Below are 21,858 nucleotides of genomic sequence, written 5' to 3'. Positions count from 1 at the left end.
CGCCGGACAGCATTGCGACATGAAAGGCCAGTCCTGTGATCGGGCTGGCCTTTTTCATCTTTTTACGGCAGGTTGCGCCCACTGTAATGAGCTGAGCCACACATGAACGCAACCGCCGCCTCGAGCGTCTACATCTCCCGCCGGGAAGCCGCGCGTCCCGCCGCGCCCCTGCTGAGCATCATCGTGCCGGTCTTCAACGAGGAGGAAGTCATCGACCATTTCCTCGCCGCGACCCGGCCAGTGCTGGAGCAGACCGGACTGGCCTACGAATACGTGTTCATCGACGACGGCAGCCGGGACCGGACAGCGGATATCCTGACCCGGGAACTGGCCGCGGGACTTCCGGGCCGCCTTCTGGGACTGTCGCGCAACTTCGGCAAGGAGGCCGCTCTTTCCGCCGGGCTGGAAGCGGTCAGGGGCGATATTGCCGTCATCATCGACGTCGACCTGCAGGACCCGCCGGACCTGATCCCGCAGATGCTGGACGGGTGGCGCGCGGGCTACGATGTGGTCTACGGACTTCGGGTGGCCCGCACCTCCGATACACTCATGAAGCGCTCGACCGCTGGCATGTTCTACCGGCTGTTCAACCGGCTCGCCCATATCGACATGCCCGCCAATGCCGGCGATTTCCGTCTGATCGACCGGGACGTCATCGACGCGTTGCTGCGCCTGCCGGAACGCAACCGGTTCATGAAAGGCCTGTTCGCCTGGGTCGGCTTTCCGGCCATGGCGCTGCCCTATGAACGTCCGCCGCGCAAGGCCGGCACGGGCAAGTTCAACTACTGGAAGCTCTGGAACTTCGCACTGGATGGCCTGACCGGTTTCACCACGTTGCCCCTGCGGGTCTGGTTCTACGGCGGCGCGCTGATTTCGCTCGGTGCCTTTGCCTATGCGCTCTACCTGATCCTGAGCGTCTTCCTTTCGGGCGTCGATGTGCCCGGCTATGCGTCGCTGATGGTGGCGCTGCTGTTTTTCTCCGGCGTCCAGCTTCTGTCGATCGGCATGATCGGCGAATACATCGCGCGCCTCTTCAACGAAGCCAAGCAGAGGCCGGTCTATATCCTGCAGGACGTGATCGAAAGCAGTCCATCCGCTGCAGCGGAGCCTGAAACAGGCGCCGGAACGGACCGGGCCCGCAATGCCAGGTAACGCCCGGCGCCAGACCCTGAAGACGGAAACGGCGGCCGTCGGCAAATTCGCGATTGTCGGCGCCCTGGCCACCCTGACCCATGCCCTTGTCGCGGCGGGGTTGCTGCAATCCGGGATCCTGACCGTCTTTCCGGCGAACATCTGCGGGTTTCTGACCGCCTTTGCCGTCTCGTTCAGCGGTCACTATTTCTGGAGCTTCTCACACCTGCGCCAGGACGGCACGGCCCTGAAAAGCATGACCCGCTTTCTGGTCATCGCCGTGTCGGGCTTCGCGCTCAATTCCTTCGTGCTGACCCTCTGGCTCGAACTGACACCCTGGCCGGACCTTGTGGGCCTTATGGTATCGATCGCGATCGTCCCGGCCCTTTCCTTCCTCGGTGCGCGGTTGTGGGCCTTTTCCCACCGGCCGGCCGAAACCTGACCCTGGCGAGACCCGAAATGACTCCGGCACGCGCGGCAATCTGGTATTGCGGACTGGTCTGCCTCCTCTTCGCACTTGTGCCCAGCCTGACCTTTCCGACACCGCCACTCGACGTTGTCGAGGGCTTCGCATGGGGCCGGGAACTCCAGCTCGGATACACCAAACACCCACCGATGCAGGCCTGGCTGCTGGAACTCACCTACCGCCTGACCGGCGGCGGCACGTTCGGCGGCTACTGGCTGAGCGCTTTTTGCGCCGCCGCCGGCTACCTCCTGGTCTGGCGGCTCGCCAGGCGCCTCGGGCTGTCGGACCGGCAGGCCTTCTGGGCGGTCGTGCTGACCAGTGTCACGTTCTACTTCACCCTGCCGATGCCCGAATTCAATCCCAACATCCTGCAGGTTCCGGTCTGGGCCGGCATGATGCTGCTCTTTCACAGGGCTCTGGAAAAGGGCCGCCTGAGCGACTGGATCCTGCTCGGCGCGCTCGCAGCCTTCGGGCTCTACACGAAGTATTTCGTCCTGCTGCTGATCGGCACCATCGGCCTTTACACGCTGGTATTCGCCGATGCGCGGCGCATTGTGTTCACCGCCGGACCCTGGGTCTGCGCGCTGGTCTGTGCCGGTCTGACGGTGCCGCATGTCCTGTGGCTGATCGAGACGGATTTCCTGACGCTGCACTATGCGGCCAGCCGCAGCAAGGCCGCGCAGTCGCTGTTCGACCACGCGGTCAATCCGGTGAATTTCCTGGGCGCGCAGATCGGCAACCATGCCGGCCTGTTTCTGGTCGTGCTCGCGGGGCTGGGCTGGACGACCCTGAGCCGTTTCCGCTCGTCCAGAAAACAGTCCGTCACCCGGCTTGCGCCGCTTCAGACCCGTTTCTTGCTCTGGTTCGCCTTCGTGCCGCTGGCGGTGGTCCTGCTCGCCTCCACGCTCACCGGCGGCGAGTTCGAACACATGTGGGGCACGCCGATGTTCGTGCTGTCGGGCATTGTGGCTGTCAGATATCTTGCCGTGCCGGCGATATGGGCTTTTCCCCGCAGGGCGATGGCGGCGGCTATCGCGATCCAGGCGATCTTTCTGGGCGTGCTTCTCGGTCAGGCACTGCTGGAGCCCCACTGGAAGCAGAAACAGACACGGCTCCACTATCCGGGCAGAGCCATCGCCGCGGATCTGGCCCGCATCTGGAAAACGGAAACCGGGACGGACCTTGCCTATGTCGCAGGCGATATGTGGTCCGCGGCCAACGTGACCCTGTTCGCCCCCGGGCGGCCGTCCATGTTCTACCGGCACAATCTGATGCTGAGCCCCTGGATCGACCCGCAAGACGTCCAGGACAAGGGCCTGATGATTGTCTGGCGGGGAGACCGGGAGACGCCGGAGAACGACATGAACGCACTTTATCCGGGCGCCACGCGCGACGGCTCCAGGTCGTTCCGCTACAGCACTCCGGCGGATCTGCCCGAGGTCGTCGTCAACTGGATCGTCGTTCCACCGGGCCAGGTCACCCTGCCGCATGTGAAATGACACCAACCTGCCGCCACGGGTGGAAACCGGGGTCAAAGATCTCTACCTTTGCGCCATGATCAGTATGGCGGAAATTGACGGCATCGAAGACTGGCTTATCGGCCAGGCCCTCGGCGCACCGGACATGGCGGCGATGTTCGGTGAAATGTGCGAGCGGTTGCGCCAGTGCAACGTACCGGTCGACAGGGCGATGCTCGCCTGGTCGACGCTGCACCCCCTGATCGAGGCCGAACTTGCGTTCTGGGAGAGCGGCAACGCCGTCCAGTACGAAAGGATCGCACATTCCGACGAGGAAACCGAGGACTGGCTGCAAAGCCCCGTGCGCGCTGTCCTGATCAGCGGGGAACCGATGCTGCGCCGGCGGCTGGCCGGCGCCAATGCTCCGCAGGAATTTCCGCTGCTCGAAAATCTCTCCGCCTCGGGCTACACGGATTATCTGGTCATACCGACCGCTTTCGAAATCCCGGCCATCCCGAGCGAGTTCACTTCCACCGGCATTGTCGTCAGCTGGTCGACACGCGACGACAACGGGTTTTCCGACGAGGCCCTGACGGCGATCCGGTACATTCAAAAACGGCTTGCCCTCGCCGCCCGCGCGACCATTGAAGGACAGATCAGCAAGACCATCGCCGAGACCTATCTGGGCACGATCGCCGGCAACAAGGTTCTCAGCGGTCAGATCCGGCACGGGGACGGAGAGACCATCGACGCGGTGATCTATTACAGCGACATGCGCAATTCGACGGCCATCGCCGAGTTTCTCGGACCCGACGCCTATCTGACATTTCTGAACACCTATTTCGAGGCAACCGCCGGCGCCATCCTGGACAAAGGCGGCGAAGTGCTCGACTTCATCGGCGATGCCGTCCTGGGCGTGTTCCCGATCGGCCGGCAGGGCCTTGACCAGGCCGTCAGTCAGGCCCTTTCGGCCGCGGATGAAACCCGCAGCCGGCTGCGGGCCCTCAACAGCAATCCGTCGCTGGCCCATCCCCTGAAAGCCGGCATCGCCCTCTCGGTCGGTTCGGTGATGTTCGGCAATATCGGCGTTGCCAGCAGGCTGACCTTTTCCGTGATCGGTCAGACGGTCCATGCCGCCGCCCGCATCGAAAGCCTCACCAAGTCCGTCGGAACCGATGTCCTCATGACGGAGGATGTCGCCCGGCTGGCGGCCGCCAGATCCAGACCGGTCGGCTCCTTCGAACTCAGCGGCTTCACGGACCCGCAGCCGCTTTTTTCCCTGGACGGGGCACCCCGTCCCGATAGATCCTGAAGCCCCTCATTTCAAACGCCTCAAAACAGCAGGAATCATGACAGACCAAAGCTCCGACGCTCCAATGCATCTGCCGGTCCGGGACCAGGCGTCGACAGACCCGGACTCAGGTGCCCCGATCGTGCTTCTGCACGGCTTTGGCGGTGACAAGCAGACCTGGATCAACATCCAGACGGGTCTTGCGTCCGCAAAGCGGTCGCTTGCTTTCGATCTGCCGGGTCACGGCGATGCGCTCGGCTGGCCGCGGATCGGCAACGCGGGCGTGTCGGCCAAGGCTGTGGCACGATCCCTGGAAGCCCTCGGCCTGACACGGGTACACCTGGTCGGCCATTCCATGGGCGGCGCGATCGCCGCACTGATCGCCCTGCGCGATCCGGAGCTGGTCGCCAGCATGACCTTGCTTGCTCCGGGAGGGTTCGGACCGGAAATCAACCACCGCCTGTTGCGCCGCTACGCGGCGGCCACCGATCCGGACACCATGGAAACGCTTCTGGAGCAGTTTTTCGGCTGGGAGTTCAAGCTGCCGAAATTTCTTGCAAGAACGGCCGCAGAAAGCCGGGCGCGGCCGGGTGCGGCTGCGACGCTCGAGACGATCGCCGGCGAAATCATCGACGGCTCGGTGCAAAAGACCCTGCCGCGCAACGAACTGGCGGCCCTGCCGATGCCGATCAAGGTGGTATGGGGCACCCAGGACCGCGTGCTGCCCACCCGCCAGGCGCACAAGCTGCCCGGCACCGTCGCCACCCACATCTTCGAGCGCGTCGGCCACATGGTCCATCTGGAAATCCCCCAGGAAACCATCCGGCTGATCCTGCAGAATGCGGCGGCCGACTAGGTCGAGGGTCGCACAAGAACAAGCGCCGGGGAAGCCCGCCCCTAGGCCGCCGGCAGCAGGTCGTCGCGCCAGATCTCGCCGATCACCCGGCGGGCCATCATGTGCGAGCGCGGCGAATTGATGCTGTCGACCGCGATCAGGCGCCCGGCCTGCAGATAGGCGACATAGAACTTGTGGTCGTCTGGCGAGCCGACGACCCTGGTGTCGTCATAGCCCTCCGACAGGCCGGCGATCTGCAGCTTGATGTCGTACTGGTCGGACCAGAACCAGGGCATCGGGTCGTAATCGACCTCCTGGCCGACAAGGGACTGCGCCACCGCCTTGGCCTGGTCGATCGCGTTTTGAACGCTTTCCATGCGCACCGACCGCTGGTAGCGGCCCGAATAGAACCGGGTACAATCGCCGGCGGCGTGGATATCCGGGTCGCTGGTCTGGCCGCAGCCGTCGACCAGAATGCCGTTGTCGACTTCAAGACCTGCCTCCGCGGCCAAGCGGTCATTGGGTTCGGCGCCGACCGCGACAAGCACCAGTTCCGCAGGCACGACCTCTCCGCCCGGCAGCTTCACGCCTGTGACCGCGTCTCCACCCTCCAGGGACTCGATCCCGGTGTTCAGGCGCAGATCGACGCCGTGGCTCTCGTGCAGCCGGATGAAGAAGTCGGAGACCGTCTGGCTGACGACACGCTTCATCGGCCGGTCCTGCGCTTCGAGAACCGTGACGTCCTTGCCGAGTGCCCTGGCGACGGCGGCAACTTCCAGGCCGATGTATCCGGCGCCGACGATCACGATCCGCCCGGTCGCCTGGAGCCGGTCCCGGATCAGGTCCACATCCGCAATGGATCTCAGCGTGACGACGCCGTCCTTGTCGGCCCCGTCAAGTTTGACAAGCCGGGCATGGGTGCCCGTTGCCAGAACGAGTTTGCCATAGGAAAGCGTGTCGCCGCTCTCCAGCTTCAGGCGCTTCGCGTCCCGGTCGATCGCGGCGACGCGCGTGTCTGGAATGAGGTCGATATTCTGGGTGGTGTAGAAGGCGGGCGGGCGCAGCCAGAGACCCTCCGCGCCGATCTCGCCGGCAAGGAACTTCTTGGACAGCGGCGGCCGCTGGTAGGGCGGATGAGGTTCGTCGCCGATGAGACGCAGAGGACCTTCGAACCCGCCCTGCCGCAGGGAGTGGGCAACCTGTGCGCCTGCCTGGCCCGCACCGATGATGACGATGTCTTCCTGCATTCCGTCCGCCTTCTTAACACTCGGCCGTTCGGCCTTTTTTCCCTCCCGCATGGCTAACACGAAGGACAGCCGTCCGCCAGAAGGGCGAAACGCCGCGTCGAAACCGGCGCAGCGTTTTCCGGACCCCAAAACCCCCGTCGGTGACCTCAGGCGTTGCGCACCCCTTGCAGGAATCCGGCGACCTCCTCGCGGATCAGCGTGCCTTGCCGCCCGAGCGAGCCCGCGAGCTGTTCCACTTCCGAGCCGTTCGAGCGCGCCAGTTCGGCGGCCGCTCCGACAGCTTCCATGCGAGCGACCCCGATCCCGGACCGCTCCGATGCGTTGGAGACATTGCGGGAAATCGCCTGAACCGCCTCGTCCTGCTGCTCCACCGCCTGGGCCACAGTCGATGCCAGCCCTTCCATGTCGGCAATGATCCGGTTGACATCCTCGATGGCCCGGACCGCCTGTCCGGACGATCCCTGGATCGCCTCGATCTGGGTGGCAATGTCTCCCGTTGCCCGCGAGGTCTGTTCGGCGAGTTGTTTCACTTCGGCGGCGACCACCGCGAAACCCTTGCCGGCTTCGCCGGCCCGGGCCGCCTCGATGGTCGCATTGAGCGCCAACAGGTTGGTCTGGTTGGCAATATCCCGGATCAGGCCCATGACCTCTCCGATCCGGTCTGCTGCCCTGGACAGGTCTTCCATGGTGGTCACCGTCGATGCCGCGCTCCTGACCGCCTGCTGGGCCACTTCGGTCGACTTGTTCGCCTGGCCCGCGATTTCGGCAATGGACGCCGCGAGCTCTTCCGCCGAGTGAGCGGCTGACGTGACGTTGTCGGCGGCGGCACGCACCGCGCCGATCGCTTCCCCCGACTGGGTGGCGACGTCGTCGGCGGACTGCTCCATGGAATGCGAGGTCTGGCACAGCTCGTCATTGGCCCGGTCCAGACTGTCGAGCGCTCCGGAAACCGTGCCCTCGAACGCGCCAATCAGCGCATCGAGACGTGCGACCCGGTCTGCGCGGTCCTGATTTTCGCGATCCTGCGCCAGGGCAAGCTCCGCACGCTCGACCGCGTTGTCGCGGAACACCTGTACCGCCCGGGCCATGGAGGCCAGTTCCGCGCTGCCGCCGGTCTCCGGCAGGTCCAGATCCGTGTGCCCGCCCGCCAGCGCCTCCATGGCCACCTGCAGACGGGCCAGGGGACGGGCGACCGACCGCCCGATGAGCAGGGCGATCGCGGGCAGGAGGATCAGCAGGACCAGAATAGTACCGCCGATCGCGACGGCGGCGATCGAGCGCGCCGCGGCCAGTTGCGCGGTCGCCTCCTGTTTCAGGGTGTCCGCTGCCGCATTCAGGGAAGCGATGCGGGGCGGCACCAGATCGAATAGCGCTTCAAGCGATTGCGCGGTCTGCGCCTTTTCGCCATTGGCCGCCGTATAGCCGTCAAACGCGGCCTTGTAGCTGGCCATATCGCCGGCAAGCTTCTCCTTGATGGCGTCGGAGATATAGACCTTTTTCAGGAGCTTCTCGAATGCGGCGAACTCGGCCTCGAACACCTCCAGCGCCTGCGTGCCGGCATTGCGCGTGAATTCCTTTTCGGCCAGCTGGACACTCAGGATGGCACGGGCGAGCTTTTCAAAGTCGGGACCGCCGCCGAATTTCATTTCCTCCGCGAGACGGTCCTTGACCGCCCCGGCAAATCCGTCGAGACCGGCCAGGTATCCTTGCGAGCCGTCATAGCCGATCTTCTGCTGAATGACGTCCAGCGCGCGGAAGGCCTCCATGGCCTCGGCAAGCACGGCACCGACGTCGGCCACCTCGGCTTCATGGTCGGCAGCGGCCGGATTTTCGGCTATCTCCACCAGGATCGCATTCGCCCGCGCCATCGCCTCGGAAAAGACAGCAAGGCTTGTTGCGGAAGGCGCGCTGATATAGTGCTTTTCCTGCGTCCTCAGTCCGACCGCCGCTTCCGAGAGCTTGCCGACCTGTTCCGTCAGCAGAGAACTGCCTCCCATGCGCGCGAAAGCGGTGTCCACTTCTTTCTGGCTCCAGAAGAAGACCGCGCCTATTGCCAGAAGTCCCACAATGGTGAAAAGACTGAGCGAGAGAATTCGCGCCCTGACCGGCAATCCGGACAGGAAGCGAAAAGAAGATTGAGTTCTGAAGGTCACCAGCGTATGCCCCATATCAGCCGTGTGTTGACCCTAAGACTTGGTCGAAATCACCAATTTCCTGTTAATATCAGGTAGTTATTCCGCTCGTAAAACGCCTAAATTTTCGGCGATTCTCCTCCTTTTGAGGCAACTTTTGAAACTCCTTGCCAAATTCGCTCCGGTGATCTTCGTCCTGCTATGGTCCACCGGATTTGTCGGGTCGAAACTCGGCGCGCCCTACATCGATCCGATGGTCTTTCTGACCGTACGGTTTGCCGCTGTCCTGCCCGTGCTGATGCTGCTGGCCCTGGTGCTGGCGAAGTCCTGGCCGACCACAATTCCCGCCATCCTGCACTGTGTCGTCACCGGCATACTGGTGCACGGCATTTATCTCGGCGGCGTGTTCTGGGCCATCAAGCAGGGCATGCCGGCAGGCGCGTCGTCGATCATCGTCGGGCTGCAGCCGGTCCTGACAGCGCTGATGGCGGTTGCCCTCCTGAGCGAGACCATCTCCTGGAAGCACTGGCTTTCAATGGCGATCGGCGCTCTCGGGCTCGCCCTTGTGCTCGGTCCGGGGTTCGATCTGGGCGGCAGCGGCATCACCGTGACCACCGTCGGCATGGTGCTGGTCGCCGTCATCGCCATCAGTGCGGGCACGGTCTACCAGAAACGCTTCGTGCAGCGCACGGACCTGCTGACCGCCACGGTCTGGCAATATGTCGGCGCCCTGGTCGTCACCGCGCCGCTCAGCCTGACCGAGAGCTGGCAGATCACCTGGTCCGGTGAATTGATCTTCGCGATGACCTGGCTGGTTCTCGTGCTGTCCGTGGGCGCTGTTCTGCTGCTGATGCTGCTGATCCGCGAAGGCGCCGTGTCGAAGGTTGCCAGCCTGTTCTACCTGGTTCCGGTGGCCACGGCCGTGGAAAGCTATTTCCTGTTCGGCGAAACCCTGACCGCCGTCCAGATCGCGGGCATGGTGCTGGTGATCAGTGCCGTACTGACCATCCGCAAGACCGGCTGAATGCGGCGCCTTGCGGCCCGACCCTGCAAACCAGGTCAGACGTCCGGTTCCGGCTTCACGGGCAGGCGGCTGACGCGGCGCTGCCAGTAGAGCCGCTGACGGGAAATCGCGGCGTTGAGTTCACCGCCGAGGATGAACACCAGCGCGCAGATGTAAAGGAAGATCATCGCGGTCATGATCCCGGCCAGCCCGCCATAGGTGGAGACATAATTGGCGAAGCTGGCCAGATAGGCGCCAAAGGTGCTGCCGGCGAAAATCCACATGACCAGGGTTGCCAGCACGCCCGGCCACAGGTCTCGGAAGGAACGGTCGCCGGACGGCAACAGCCAGTGCGTGATGAACAGTCCGATGATCAGCAGCGACCCGGCCAGCGAGAAACGGGCAACATTGATGGACAGCAGGAACGTTTCGACCTGGGGCACATACACCTTGAGCGTTTCGAGTGCCAACGGCGCCAGGACGACAAGGAACGTGTAGGCCAGCAAGATGCCGGCGCCCAGGAGGACCAGCCCCAGGGATTGCAGGCGCAGGAGAATGAACGAACGGGTTTCCTGCTGCCGGTACGCCCGGTTCAGGGCCGTGCGCAGCGCCTCGACGCCATTGGAGGAAAACCAGAGAGCCGCGACCGCACCGAAGGTCAGCAGGTCTCCGCGCCTCACGGTCAGAACGTTGTGGATCTCGCGGACCACCGGCGAGGCAACGCTTTGCGGCCAGGCCTCGAACAACAGACCGGAAACAGTGTCGGCTGCGCCGGTCATTCCCAGAAACGCGGCCAGGGACGCGATGAAGATCAACAGGGGAAAAACCGCCAGGAGGCCGGACAGGGCGACGTGACTGGCCATGGCAAAGCCGTCGTCGCGGGTGAAATGGCCGATTGCGTCCTTCAGGACCGCGTAAATGACCAGAACTGTCTGTCGGGCGCTCATGATCCTGATCTGGCCCGGAGCCAGGGGCTCCGTCAAGACCGGCTTCCAAAAAGCCTCTCAGCCAAAAGGTCTATAAATTCATCCTCGACAAATGCGGGTGTGCAACGCAACATAGCTTCAACAAAAAGCGCTGCTGCGCAACAAATGAAAACGGAGATCATCATGTCCACCGCAGCCCTGCCCGCAGCAGAATCACCTGCCCGTCCGCCTGTCGATCTTCAGGAACGCACGGCAGCCGCCGTTGTGGCGCTTGACCGGCTGCTTGATCTGGCGGCGCGGCGGGTGCGCGATCTGGTGATCAGGGACGGCCGCATCTCCGCCGCGCGGATGGAGGAAGAACAGCGGGCAACCCATGGTCTGGCCTGGCTGGCGACGTATGTCGAGGCGCTGCGCCAGCTGGATGCCTATGCCCGCCGCCTTGCGTCCGAAGGCCGCTATGGCCCTCTGGAGGACGGGATCGTTCAACTGGGCTTCGCCGAATATCTGGCGCAGATCTTCGGCGGCATTCCGATGAACCAGGGCGAATTCGTTCGCCTGGCGGACCTGGGCATCACCCGGGAGGAGGCAAACGCGAGCCTCACACCCGAAATCGCGTCCCTGATCGAAACCGGCAACACCCCGGGCATCCGCGACGGCATCACCGGCCTGATCCGCGACCAGGCCGGCCATTCGACGTTCGGTGACCCGGGCCTCGACGATACCATGGAGCAGATCCGCAACGAGATGCGGCGTTTCGCGGAAGACACCGTCGTGCCACACGCCCACGAATGGCATCTGAAAAATGACTATATCCCGATGGACGTGGTCACCCAGATGTCGGAGCTCGGCGTCTTCGGCCTCACCATTCCGGAAGAATTCGGCGGCCTCGGTCTCGGCAAGGAAGCCATGTGCGTGGTCTCCGAGGAACTGTCTCGCGCCTATATCGGCGTCGGCTCGCTTGGCACCCGCTCCGAAATCGCCGCCGAACTGATCCTGTGCGGCGGCACCGAGGAGCAGAAACAGCATTGGCTGCCGAAAATCGCTTCCGGCGAAATCCTGCCGACTGCCGTTTTCACCGAACCCAACACAGGTTCCGATCTCGCTTCGCTGAAAACCCGCGCGGTGAAGGACGGCGATGTCTGGAAGGTCTCGGGCAACAAGACCTGGATCACCCACCCGGTGCGCGCGGATATCATGACCCTTCTGGTCCGCACCAATCCGGAAGAGCCGGGCTACAAGGGCCTGTCCATGTTCATCGCGGAAAAGCCCCGCGGCACGGACGCGGATCCGTTCCCGGCCGAGGGCATGAGCGGTGGCGAGATCGAGGTGCTCGGCTACCGCGGCATGAAGGAATACGAGATTGCCTTCGACGGCTTTGAGGTCAAGGGCGGCAACCTGCTCGGCCAGGTCGAGGGCGAAGGTTTCAAGCAGCTGATGCAGACCTTTGAAGGTGCGCGCATCCAGACCGCAGCCCGCGCTCTCGGTGTCGCCCAGTCCGCGCTCGATCTCGGCCTCAGATATGCCGGGGAACGGGTCCAGTTCGGCAGGGAACTGGTCAACTTTCCGCGCGTCTCCGACAAGCTGGCCCTGATGACCGCCGAACTGATGATCGCCCGGCAGCTCACCTATTTTTCCTCGTGGCAGAAAGACAGCGGCAAGCGCTGCGACCTGGAAGCCGGCATGGCCAAGCTGCTCGGTGCCCGGGTCGCCTGGACCGCGGCCGACAACGCCCTCCAGATCCATGGCGGCAACGGCTTTGCCCTTGAATACGAGATCTCCCGCGTGTTGTGCGATGCCCGCATTCTGAACATCTTTGAAGGCGCGGCCGAAATCCAGGCGCAGGTCATCGCACGGCGGCTGCTGGAAACGCGCGGCAATTCCTGACGTCCTGCCGCCAGGCGTGCAGGCGGCCTGTCAGGCGCGGCCGCCGTCCCCCCGGGCCGCGCGGCGCCTCGTAATCCGGCGTTCGAGTGCGCCCACCAGAGCGAGGACGGTCACCACCAGTGCCGTGGCCACGCAGGCGATGCCGATCTGGCCGACGCCGCAGGCGGTCCCGATAGCCCCGGCCAGCCACATGGACGCCCCGGTGGTCACATTTCGCACCCGGTCTCCCTGAGAAAAGATCAGGCCGGCGGAAAGGAACGCGACCCCGGCGGTGACGGCTTCCACAAGCCGCAGCGGATCGACATTGACGTTGGATGCCCCCTCGAAGGGCAGCTCGGCCAGTTCCTGGCTGACCAGGAGAAACAGGCAGGACGCGAACGCGATCAGCATGTGCGTGCGCAGCCCCGCATCCTTGCCGCGCCCTTCCCGTTCGAACCCGATGACACCGCCAAGCAGGATCGCGGCGATCATGCGCAGTGCCATGATCTCCGCTGGAAAAGCTGCAAAGTCGAAATTGAACTCTGCGGCGATCCGCTCGGACATGATTTTCGCGCCTTCCGCTGTAAACTGACCTGACCCGAAAACGCACGGTACTGAAAAACGGTTCCGTTTCCGTCATTGCATCTTTTCGGAACGGATCGGATTTCAGGCCGTTTACCGCTGACAATTCCGACAGGAGGACCAGATGAGTTCATCAATCCGCTTGAAGCATGATGGCTGGATCGTTGTGGCCGACGGCGCAAAGGCACTTTTTCTGCGCAATGAAGGCGACGAAAAATTCCCCAACCTGGAGATCTTCAAGAAGAAGGAACAGGACAACCCGGCCACGCACGATCAGGGCACGGATCGTCCGGGTCGCCTCAGCGACGGCCCCGGCGCCCATCGAAGCGCGGTCGCCGAAACCGACTGGCATTCCCTGGCCGAGGATCGGTTCGCGTCGGAACTGTCGGACATTCTCTACAAGCGCGCCCACAAGGGGGATTTCAGCCAGCTCGTGCTGGTCGCCGCGCCATCGGTACTGGGGGAGATCCGCAAAAACCTGCACAAGGAGGTCGCCTCGAAGGTGATCGCAGAGATCGATAAGGATCTCACCAATCACGAGATCGGCGATATCGAGACGATCGTCTTCGAAAAAAGTTGATGCCCGTTTCGACAGCAGCCGGCCGAAGGTGCCTTCCATGACCCGTACCAGTCAGGAGAGCGTTGCGCTCACCGACCTGATCGACAGGACCGTCGACGTGGCGCGGCAGGACACCTTGCGGCTCGGCCGCGTCGTCGACACGTTCGAACAGACCGGTTTCGCCGCGCTGATCATGATCCCCGCGGCCGCGGTGGTAACACCGCTCAGCGGCATTCCCCTGTTTTCCAGCCTGTGCGGCCTGACAATTGCCCTGTTCTCGGTCCAGTGGCTGATCGGCAGGGACCAGGTCTGGCTGCCGCAGTGGCTCGGCCGACGCAGCCTGGCCGGGTCGAAGGTGCGCGAGGCAATGGCAAGGTTGCGTCCGGCAGCCGCCTGGCTCGACGGTCATTCGCACACCCGCGTGCGCTTCCTGTTCCACCGGCCGTTCCAGTTCCTGCTGCCTCTGTCCTGCGCGCTGTTCGGCGCCTTCATGCCACTGCTCGAACTGGTCCCGTTCTCCTCGTCGCTGCTCGGCGGAGCCGTCTGCCTGATCGCCTTCTCGCGGATGACCCGCGACGGTCTCTACGCGCTCATCGCGATCTTGCCCGTGGGCGCGGCTGTCTGGGCTTTGTACGCTCTGGTTCTCAGTGGCTGAACCGGGTTCCCGCGCGGGCACACGCTTGAGGCAGCCTCCCTTTCCGCGTTGGAACAAAGCCGCGCGCCGGGCGTTTACGAAGGTGCTCTGCGAAAGCGGCAGGCACCGTCAACACGCGACACCGCGAGGTTCAGATGATGACCCAGCAAGGATTTCACGAAGACGCTCACCGGCAGGACATCCGCCTGGAAGAGCGGATCCGAAGGCAGGAAGACCGCAACTGGAAGGGCCTTGCCATCGGCTTCGGCCTGAGCGGCGCGATCCTGGCACTGCTCGTGCTTACATTCATGCTCACCTACTAGATCGGCGGGCGTCGCGCCGGAAACCACATGATGCGGACGACAGACCGTTTCGACCAACAGGGAGACATCCGATGACCAGCCCGGTCAATGACCAGATCGCCAAAATTCTGAGTGACAGGAGCCGCAGCCGGGAAGACCGGGTCGCCGAACTTCTGAAGATGCGCGAGGACGCCCGCGCCCTGGAACGCGCCGCCACGGAAAGCCCGATGGGCAACGACCGGGCGGGCACGTCGGGGTTGCTGGAAGTCGACCGGGCCCTGGAACGGCTCGGGCACACTGAGCTGGCCGAAGCCGACGAGAACAGCCCGGCAACGCTTTGAAAAAGCGCTGACCGCAAGGGCTTCCTTCAGGTATCGGACGGACGCCCCGGGGGCGGCCGGGTCCTGCCTGGTCGCAGCGGGTTATTGAACAGGCCGGTTGCAGGACCTATTTTCCGGAAGCAGGAAAACGACAGGCGCAGGACCATGACCACGACCTTTGAAGACTTGGGCTTCGACCCCGAAATCCTCGGCCCGGAAGACGAGCAGAAAAAGTCCATACGGGAAAAGCTGCTTGCCACCGCCCGCAAGGCGGCCCGGCAGGTGCCGTTCATGGAGGACGTCGTCGCGGGCTACTACTGCGCGCTCGACCCGGCGACCCCGGTCAAGGTACGCGCGACACTGCTGGCGTCCCTTGCCTATTTCGTGATGCCGCTCGACACCATCCCGGATTTTATCCTCGGAGTGGGTTTCGGGGACGACGCCGCGGTGCTGATGGCCGCATTCGCGTTGATCCGCCGGCACATGCGCGACGATCACTACCACGCTGCACGCGAGGCGTTGAAGGACGGCGACCTCTGATACCATCCGCATTTGATAGGAACCCATTTGACCGCATTTGGAGGGTGTTCGGCAAGGAGCGCGTTGCAGGGCGATGTGGATATCGGCCAAGACGCGCGACGCGGCAGAACACCCTCCAAATGCGGCCTTCGGTGGCTTGTTCCGGCTTGCCGAACAGCGTTGCGCTGCTTGAACGGTCAACCAGACCGTCCTGCGCAGCGCGCCTCGTCGGCCAATTGGGACAATGCCATCAAATGGGTTCCTATCAAATGCGGATGGTATGAGACCTCCCCGGGTCCCGGCTTGCTGACAGGTTCTCAGTTGGTCCTTCCGGACAAGTGCAGCGACGCTGCGCGCTGATCCGGAACCCGGCATGTCAGCGCGAGCGAAGGCGAGCACCAGAGCAAACCAAGCATCTGAAATCATTATTAAAGACGCGCCTGAGGCGCGAAGTAACCGCGGGATCCCGGCTCTGGCCATGCAGTTGCGCTGCAGACCGGCCGGAATGACCCGGTGAGTTTGTCAGCAGTCTGAGACCTCCCCAGGTCCGGTTTCCCGGCGGACACGCAGCTCAGTCCCGCCGCGACGCGCCACCATCTTTAGCGGATCGGTCGTTCGTGGTCGGCAAGGATGTCCTCCCGGATCTGCCGTGCCATAGGCCGGAGGTACGCCCGGCAACGCCCCAATAGACGGCACCGGCGATGAAACCGGCCGCCAGGGCAATCGCACTGCCGGGACGGACGCTTCCCGGTTCCGCTTCGGCACCAAGGCTCCATACGGCAAACGCAAGCGCCCCGGCCGCCCCCACATGGAAGATCAGCCCGCGCAGTCGCACCGCCTCGGCAACCGCAATCAACAGGCCGGCCGGCACCAGCGCCGTTGCACCGACAACACTCGCCCCGACCAGGCCGGTGCCGATCATGGTTGCGAAAGCCACCGGATCGTCTTCCGGATGACCGGCTCGAAAGAACCCCCAGGCCAGGAACAGGCCGCTGGCCAGAACGGCGAGAATGAAGCCGGTCACCACCTTGAGAAGCTGATAGATGAATTTTCCACCGTCCAAATCCCGGATCCTTCTTGATCGGAGTGTTTCGGCTTCTTACTTGATCCTCCACTGGCCGGATTGCAACCCGGATGGCCGGTGCGCACTGGTCGGCCGTCCCGAACCGGCCGCAGGAGACAGGGACCCGAGATAAGCGCCCGAGACTGGAGCCCGAGACTGTCCCCCCGAGAAAGCCGACCTCGCAAAAACATTGCCCGGCAGACTCTGATGCACCGAATTCGGTTGACTTTTGGCCAGTTTCGCAGGAGCTTAGGGGATGGCGTCAGGCCACGCATGCTTAATCCCCTTGGTACAGATGTTCCGAGGCTTTTCGCGCATGATTAAAGCCAGTTCCTGACATCACGTTGAAACGATAGAGGAGATTGCGACCATTCGCCGTCCGTTCCGCGCCCCGCCTCCTACAAAGGAAGGCCCGCGCACAAACCAAGAAATTCGCGTACGCGAAGTCCAGTTGATCGATCACGAAGGCGCCAACCGCGGCGTCATACTGACAGAAGAGGCGATGGGCATCGCCATGGATGCAGGGCTTGATCTCGTCGAGATTCAGCCGAATGCCAATCCGCCCGTCTGCAAGATCCTGGACTATGGCCGCTACAAGTATCAGGCCCAGAAGAAAGCCGCAGAGACCCGCAAGAAGCAGAAGACCGTCGAGATCAAGGAGATCAAGATGCGTCCGAACATCGACACCCATGACTATGAGGTGAAGATGAAGAACATGCTGCGTTTCTTCAATGACGGCGACAAGGTGAAGGTCACACTCCGTTTCCGGGGACGCGAAATGGCGCACCAGGACCTGGGCATGAAGCTGCTCAACAAGGTCCGTGAGGAAACCAACGAGATCGCCAAGGTCGAATCCAATCCCAAGCTGGAAGGCCGCCAGATGGTGATGGTACTGGCACCCATCAAATAGGCTGCCGCATCCCGCTGCTGAATTTCAAGACCCCGCTCCGGCGGGGTTTTTTTGTTGCCGCTTGCCCTCAGAACCATCGAGGCGACGCGGCAGGTCGCAGTTTCACCATATGGTTTCAGTGATTGTAAACGGCTCCAGGGTATCGTAACGGCAGTTTCCGCGCACCGCCGCGGAACATCCTGTTTCCGGAGGTCCGCAGCCGATGATCAAAGCACTCTATGTCGATGACGACGAGGATATCGCCTCGATCGTGGAACTGTGTCTCGACCTTGACGATGCCTTCGAGGCAAGATGCCTCAATTCGGGCAAGGACGCGCTCGTGGAAGCCGTGGAGTGGAAGCCGGACGTGATCCTGCTCGACTACATGATGCCCGACATGGATGGTCCCACCACCTTCACTCACCTGAAGAAAACCGGCGCGACGCGGGATATCCCGGTCGTCTTCGTCACGGCAAAATCGATGCAGGAAGATGTGGACCTGCTGTTGGAGCTCGGTGCGATCGGCGTGATCTCGAAACCCTTCGATCCGATCAGCCTTGCCTCCGACATCAGGAACTTGCTGCAGGGCTGACCGGCACGCTCGGGCCGGACCGGGTTTGATCGGCCTGCCGGGCGGCCTTGATCTCGTCAACGATCTTCGCGAATCTCGACGCGAATTCACTGGGCCGGGTCTTCGACTTGATCAGCGTCTCATCCACATGGAGGTGCTGAACATTTTCATCGGTCGCAGTGACGACGACAATCTTTGTCTGGTCCGGATCGGGAATACTGCGGATCAGGTCCAGTCCCTCGCCATCCCGGATGATCCGGTCGATGATAACGATGTCAAACCGGTATTTGTCCAGCAGATCCCTTGCCTCGGCGAGCGTTCGGGCTTGAAGAAGTTCGAGTTCACCATCCATGCCGCTCTGCAGGATGATATGAAAATCGCGATCGTCTTCCAGATGCAGACCGAGCAAGCCGCCAGGATCTCGCACCTCTTCCGGCTCGGTCACGGCAACCGGCTGCATCTCGTACAATGGGAATTCGATCCAGAAGATTGTTCCGGCGCCTTCCTGACTTTTGAAGCCGATCTTGCCCCGCATGCCTTCCACCAGGCTCCTGGTGATATTCAGCCCGAGGCCCGAGCCGCCCTTGCGCCGGGAGGCGCTTCCGTCGGCTTGCGAGAACGGCTCGAAGATGCGGGTCCGGAAGGATTCCGGTATGCCGCTGCCCCTGTCCTCGACTTCAATGCGCACATGATCACCCGCGACCAGCGTCCGCAATGTCACCATGCCCTGTTTTTCAGAGTATTTTACCGCGTTCGAGATCAGGTTGCCGAGCACCTGCTGAAACTTGCCCGTATCCAGGGAAATCGTGATCGCATCTGGGCTCAGATCCATGCTGAGCGAGACGTTCGCATCGACGGCATACCCCTGGGTCAACTCCACGGCTTTCTCGACTTCTCCGTTCAGATCGATGGCTTCGAAAAAGAACTGTGTCTTCCTTGCATGCAGTTTTTCGAAGTCCAGGATATCGTTGACCAGGAGGATCAGGCGCTCGGTGTTGTTCCGGGCCATCGCCAGCAGATTGTGAACCTTTGGCGGCAGTCCCTCTGATGCCAGCGTATCGATCAGCGTCAACGACCCTCTGATCGAGGTCAGGGGCGTGCGCAGTTCATGACTGACTGTCGAGACGAACTCCTTGCGCAGGCGGTCGATCTCCTTGCGCTGGCTGATATCGCGGATCACGCCGCTGAACTTGGTTTCCCCGTCAACGGTGACGGCATTGATGGCAAGCTCGATCGGAAACACCCGGCCCGACCGGTCGACGGCCTCGAGTTCCCGGGTGATATCGAGCACCTTGCCGCCTTTGCCATTCCTGTATCGCTGCAGATAGCTCGCATGGTTCACGGCGACCTCGCGCCGCATCAGGATCGTGACGTTCTTGCCTATGATTTCAGACGCGGGATAGCCGAACATCCTTTCACAGCTCGGGTTGAACTGCTCGATCCGGCCATGCGCGTCGATCAGGATGAGGCCGTCGACGACGTTGTTGACGATGGCGGAGGCCCGGGCCTGGCTCTCGATAAGCTTGGTGTTCCGGTTCCGGATGACTATGGCCAGTTCACCGATCTCGTCTTTCCGCGTCACCGGCAGATAATCCAGCCTGTCGTCGGGACTTGAATAGCGCACCGCGTTGGAAAGATCGGACAGCGGCTGCATCATCGAGCGCGTGACGATGACAACAAAACCCGTGCTCACCAGTATCACCAGGAAACCGGCCAGCAGGAACTCATTTCGGGTCTGTGTGGCGGTTCCGTACCATTCGTGTATCGGAATCTCGACAACAACACCGAGATTGGCGGACGCCTGGGCGTGTTCATCCGCGTCGCGAACGAAATAGCCGACCTTGTCCTCGGTGAAGAACAGCCCCTCTCCATCCTTGAACGACTGGACCCGCCGCACGATATCCGGCAGGGGCCGCGTCAGGGCGTCATGGATTTCCAGCCGGTGTGCGAACTGGTCATCATCCGCATCATGTTGCATGTAGTCGCCGGCACCATTGATCACGAAGGTGTTCCGCTGAGGCTTGATTTCCAGGAAGGCGGATTGAAGCATGTCCTCGTAATTGATGTTGATCGCCAGAAAGCCGTATCGCTCCCCGTCCGGACCGTCGATGGGGAACATGCCGCGCAACGCCGGTATCCCGGCGCCGTCTTCGCGTCCGTATTCACGATTGTAGCTCACGTCGGAGAAAACCACGGCTCCGGACGGCGCCTCTCTCACCTGCTTGAAATATGGCTCCTGATACTTCTCCTGCAGGGCCTTCCCGATGAGGGTCTCAAGACCCGCAGATGTGCGATCAACTCGCACAAGTTCGCGGCCACGCGCCCCGACGCCGATGTACCGGAACTGGAAGTATTCCGGACGGCCTCTGAGAACCGCCTGAAAAATCGTAGCCATCCGGCTGCGCCAGAGCGCTTCCGACGAGCCGTCCAGCGGATCAATGCCGCCGTTTTGCAAGCTTCGGATCAACCCCTGGACCGGCGGTGTCTCGGCGACTGTCATCAGGTCGTTGGCGATCTGATGGTAGTCAAGGCTGAAGCGCTGCGACAGCAGGCGCGCTTCGGCGGCCAGTTTGACTTCGGCGAGCTGGAGAGTCTCCGACCGTATCCGTGAATAGGACAGCGCGCCGATCGCCAGTGTGGACAGGGCGACGCAAAAGGCCGTCAGGATCATGATCCTCTTCTTGAGGCTCCCCGTCAGATTCAGGTCACCGAATTTCGCGATGTATCTTCTGAAAGAGGTCGTCCCGTCCTGTGACATGATGCGTCCCTGTCGCTTGATCCCCGGTTTAGAATTCGCTCCGACAACCGGGCAGATATGTGCGTATGCAATTGCGGCCACCGGCCTTGGCCTCGTAGAGCGCTGTATCCGCCAGCGCCAGCAGCGCTTCACCGCCACGTTCGTCTTTCGACCCGGCCAGGCCGCAGCTGAAGGTCACGTGAAAGACCTGATCGCTCGCAAGGAACTCGATCCGTTCGAATTCCTGCCGGATGCGGTCCATCGTGGCCTCCGCCTGTTCCGTATTCGCATCCAGCAGAATGACCGCGAACTCCTCACCGCCATAGCGGCCGATGACATCGACGTTTCGCAGGGAACTCTTGAGCAGGGTTGCGAAGGTCTGGATGACCGTGTCCCCCACCTGGTGGCCGTAGGTATCGTTGATCGACTTGAAGTGATCGAGGTCCAGAAGGGCGACGGTGAATTCCGACTGCGCACGTGCGCTGCGGTTGAGTTCCGTGGTCAGGGCTTCCTTGAAGCTGACGTGATTGCTCAGACCGGTCAGCCCGTCCCGCGCCATGATCTGGCGCAGTTCGACCGCCCTCGCGGCCCGCATGCGCACCATCTTCACCAGGTAGCCGATATCGACGGGTTTCCTGATGAAATCGTCGCCCCCTATTTCCCGGGCTTCTTCCTGAACCTCCTTCCGGCTGACCGAGGACAGGAACAGGATCGGCAGCGACGTGAACTGCGGGTCGAGCCGGATGGCCCGGGCAACATCGAGCCCGCTGGCCTGCGGCATGTCGATATCCATGATCACCAGATCCGGCCGGAATTCCGCGATCGCCTTTTCCGCCAGCAGCGGGTTGGTAATCACGGCAACTCTCACGGAGCATTCCTCGAGCGCCATCGCATAGACTGATGCCGTCAGTTCGTCATCGTCCACGATCAGGACGCGGGCCTCCGGCATATCCGACTTGCGGGTCTCCTCAAGACTGGCAAAGACCTCGACCGCGTTGAGCGGCCTGGACAAAAGACCCTGCGCCCCCTGATGGACCGCCTGGATCTTGAACGAGAAATCCCGTTTGTTGGTGGTCAGGAGAACCTTGCAGATCTTGCTGAGTGACGCGCAGATCTCCAGCTCCGGATCGCAGTCCGGATTGATCAGGGCCACCCTGCAACCCTTTGCGCTGCTGGTGTCCAGGAGCGGCACGACATTGAACCCCAACCCGCCGAGCAGCAGGCTGGTCTGGTCAAACCCCTCCGGCTTGTCGAGAACGACAACCGACCTCATCGGGGTGACAGCCTGCTCGGGTTGCGGCCTCCTGCCAGGCCTTTGACAGATTGTTTCC

Annotated in this window: 21 protein-coding genes; 14 read left to right on the top strand and 7 right to left on the bottom strand. The window is 62.6% G+C overall.

What is annotated here, in order from left to right:
• Positions 1 to 102: 102 nt before the first annotated feature.
• The 5 genes from AC0VX3_RS03980 to AC0VX3_RS03960 are packed head-to-tail and all read left to right on the top strand — an operon-like array spanning position 103 to position 5,201.
• Positions 103 to 1,152 (top strand): glycosyltransferase family 2 protein, encoded by a 1,050-nt coding sequence (locus tag AC0VX3_RS03980; protein WP_475523636.1) that lies wholly within the window; start codon positions 103 to 105, stop codon positions 1,150 to 1,152.
• Positions 1,142 to 1,573, top strand: coding sequence for a GtrA family protein (locus tag AC0VX3_RS03975; RefSeq protein ID WP_475523635.1), 432 nt, complete (start codon positions 1,142 to 1,144; stop codon positions 1,571 to 1,573). The genes AC0VX3_RS03980 and AC0VX3_RS03975 overlap by 11 nt, the downstream gene beginning before the upstream one ends.
• Positions 1,574 to 1,590: 17 nt before the next feature.
• A complete protein-coding gene (locus AC0VX3_RS03970; protein WP_475523634.1) occupies positions 1,591 to 3,096 on the top strand; it encodes a glycosyltransferase family 39 protein in 1,506 nt (501 codons plus the stop codon).
• A gap of 55 nt (positions 3,097 to 3,151) precedes the next feature.
• Positions 3,152 to 4,366, top strand: a complete 1,215-nt coding sequence (locus AC0VX3_RS03965; RefSeq protein WP_475523633.1) for an adenylate/guanylate cyclase domain-containing protein — start codon at positions 3,152 to 3,154, stop codon at positions 4,364 to 4,366.
• A gap of 37 nt (positions 4,367 to 4,403) precedes the next feature.
• Positions 4,404 to 5,201, top strand: a complete 798-nt coding sequence (locus AC0VX3_RS03960) for an alpha/beta fold hydrolase (RefSeq protein ID WP_475523632.1) — start codon at positions 4,404 to 4,406, stop codon at positions 5,199 to 5,201.
• Between the two features lie 41 nt (positions 5,202 to 5,242).
• On the opposite strand, the gene AC0VX3_RS03955 is transcribed toward AC0VX3_RS03960, so the two are convergent.
• Both AC0VX3_RS03955 and AC0VX3_RS03950 read right to left on the bottom strand, forming a co-directional pair.
• Positions 5,243 to 6,427: an NAD(P)/FAD-dependent oxidoreductase gene (locus AC0VX3_RS03955; protein ID WP_475523631.1), complete on the bottom strand. Its 1,185-nt coding sequence runs from the start codon at positions 6,425 to 6,427 to the stop codon at positions 5,243 to 5,245.
• A 146-nt stretch (positions 6,428 to 6,573) separates the two neighbouring features.
• The gene (locus tag AC0VX3_RS03950; RefSeq protein WP_475523630.1) at positions 6,574 to 8,580 is read right to left on the bottom strand and encodes a methyl-accepting chemotaxis protein; all 2,007 of its coding nucleotides are present in this window, start codon (positions 8,578 to 8,580) and stop codon (positions 6,574 to 6,576) included.
• Positions 8,581 to 8,716: 136 nt separating this feature from the next.
• Here AC0VX3_RS03950 and AC0VX3_RS03945 point away from each other — a divergent pair, with 136 nt between their 5' ends.
• Positions 8,717 to 9,583, top strand: a complete 867-nt coding sequence (locus AC0VX3_RS03945) for a DMT family transporter (RefSeq protein WP_475523629.1) — start codon at positions 8,717 to 8,719, stop codon at positions 9,581 to 9,583.
• A gap of 35 nt (positions 9,584 to 9,618) precedes the next feature.
• Here AC0VX3_RS03945 and AC0VX3_RS03940 read toward each other — a convergent pair whose 3' ends face one another.
• Positions 9,619 to 10,509, bottom strand: coding sequence for a YihY/virulence factor BrkB family protein (locus AC0VX3_RS03940; RefSeq protein WP_475525131.1), 891 nt, complete (start codon positions 10,507 to 10,509; stop codon positions 9,619 to 9,621).
• A gap of 162 nt (positions 10,510 to 10,671) precedes the next feature.
• On the opposite strand from AC0VX3_RS03940, the gene AC0VX3_RS03935 reads away from it, so the two are divergent.
• Complete coding sequence (locus AC0VX3_RS03935; protein WP_475523628.1) at positions 10,672 to 12,372, top strand: acyl-CoA dehydrogenase family protein; 1,701 nt, start codon at positions 10,672 to 10,674, stop codon at positions 12,370 to 12,372.
• A gap of 30 nt (positions 12,373 to 12,402) precedes the next feature.
• Here the strand turns inward: AC0VX3_RS03935 and AC0VX3_RS03930 are convergent, their stop codons facing one another.
• Positions 12,403 to 12,915, bottom strand: a complete 513-nt coding sequence (locus AC0VX3_RS03930; protein ID WP_342893774.1) for an MgtC/SapB family protein — start codon at positions 12,913 to 12,915, stop codon at positions 12,403 to 12,405.
• Positions 12,916 to 13,057: 142 nt separating this feature from the next.
• On the opposite strand from AC0VX3_RS03930, the gene AC0VX3_RS03925 reads away from it, so the two are divergent.
• The 5 genes from AC0VX3_RS03925 to AC0VX3_RS03905 all read left to right on the top strand — a co-directional run bounded on the left by AC0VX3_RS03925 (position 13,058) and on the right by AC0VX3_RS03905 (position 15,288).
• A complete protein-coding gene (locus AC0VX3_RS03925) occupies positions 13,058 to 13,513 on the top strand; it encodes a host attachment family protein (RefSeq protein ID WP_342893773.1) in 456 nt (151 codons plus the stop codon).
• Positions 13,514 to 13,550: 37 nt separating this feature from the next.
• Positions 13,551 to 14,147, top strand: a complete 597-nt coding sequence (locus AC0VX3_RS03920; RefSeq protein ID WP_475523627.1) for an exopolysaccharide biosynthesis protein — start codon at positions 13,551 to 13,553, stop codon at positions 14,145 to 14,147.
• Between the two features lie 134 nt (positions 14,148 to 14,281).
• Complete coding sequence (locus tag AC0VX3_RS03915) at positions 14,282 to 14,449, top strand: hypothetical protein (RefSeq protein ID WP_475523626.1); 168 nt, start codon at positions 14,282 to 14,284, stop codon at positions 14,447 to 14,449.
• Positions 14,450 to 14,520: 71 nt separating this feature from the next.
• Positions 14,521 to 14,769: a hypothetical protein gene (locus AC0VX3_RS03910; protein WP_475523625.1), complete on the top strand. Its 249-nt coding sequence runs from the start codon at positions 14,521 to 14,523 to the stop codon at positions 14,767 to 14,769.
• 144 nt (positions 14,770 to 14,913) lie between these two features.
• On the top strand, positions 14,914 to 15,288 hold the full coding sequence (locus AC0VX3_RS03905; RefSeq protein WP_342893769.1) for a YkvA family protein: 375 nt from the start codon (positions 14,914 to 14,916) through the stop codon (positions 15,286 to 15,288).
• A 550-nt stretch (positions 15,289 to 15,838) separates the two neighbouring features.
• Here AC0VX3_RS03905 and AC0VX3_RS03900 read toward each other — a convergent pair.
• A complete protein-coding gene (locus AC0VX3_RS03900) occupies positions 15,839 to 16,330 on the bottom strand; it encodes a translation initiation factor IF-3 (RefSeq protein WP_475523624.1) in 492 nt (163 codons plus the stop codon).
• Positions 16,331 to 16,700: 370 nt separating this feature from the next.
• Here AC0VX3_RS03900 and infC point away from each other — a divergent pair, with 370 nt between their 5' ends.
• Positions 16,701 to 17,240 (top strand): translation initiation factor IF-3, encoded by a 540-nt coding sequence (infC, locus tag AC0VX3_RS03895; protein ID WP_342893823.1) that lies wholly within the window; start codon positions 16,701 to 16,703, stop codon positions 17,238 to 17,240.
• A gap of 202 nt (positions 17,241 to 17,442) precedes the next feature.
• Complete coding sequence (locus AC0VX3_RS03890; protein ID WP_475523623.1) at positions 17,443 to 17,811, top strand: response regulator; 369 nt, start codon at positions 17,443 to 17,445, stop codon at positions 17,809 to 17,811.
• Here the strand turns inward: AC0VX3_RS03890 and AC0VX3_RS03885 are convergent.
• Both AC0VX3_RS03885 and AC0VX3_RS03880 read right to left on the bottom strand, forming a co-directional pair.
• Positions 17,789 to 20,548, bottom strand: a complete 2,760-nt coding sequence (locus AC0VX3_RS03885) for an ATP-binding protein (RefSeq protein ID WP_475523622.1) — start codon at positions 20,546 to 20,548, stop codon at positions 17,789 to 17,791. The two genes, AC0VX3_RS03890 and AC0VX3_RS03885, sit on opposite strands and share 23 nt — an antisense overlap.
• A 28-nt stretch (positions 20,549 to 20,576) precedes the next feature.
• Positions 20,577 to 21,800 carry a GGDEF domain-containing protein gene (locus AC0VX3_RS03880; protein ID WP_475523621.1) on the bottom strand — a complete coding sequence of 408 codons (1,224 nt, stop codon included), beginning with the start codon at positions 21,798 to 21,800 and terminating at the stop codon, positions 20,577 to 20,579.
• Positions 21,801 to 21,858 lie beyond the last annotated feature (58 nt).

Source organism: Roseibium sp. QJM3NY_11 (genome assembly GCF_056173175.1).
Note: the sequence above shows the minus strand (reverse complement) of the source record. Positions and strands in the feature narration are given on the sequence as shown.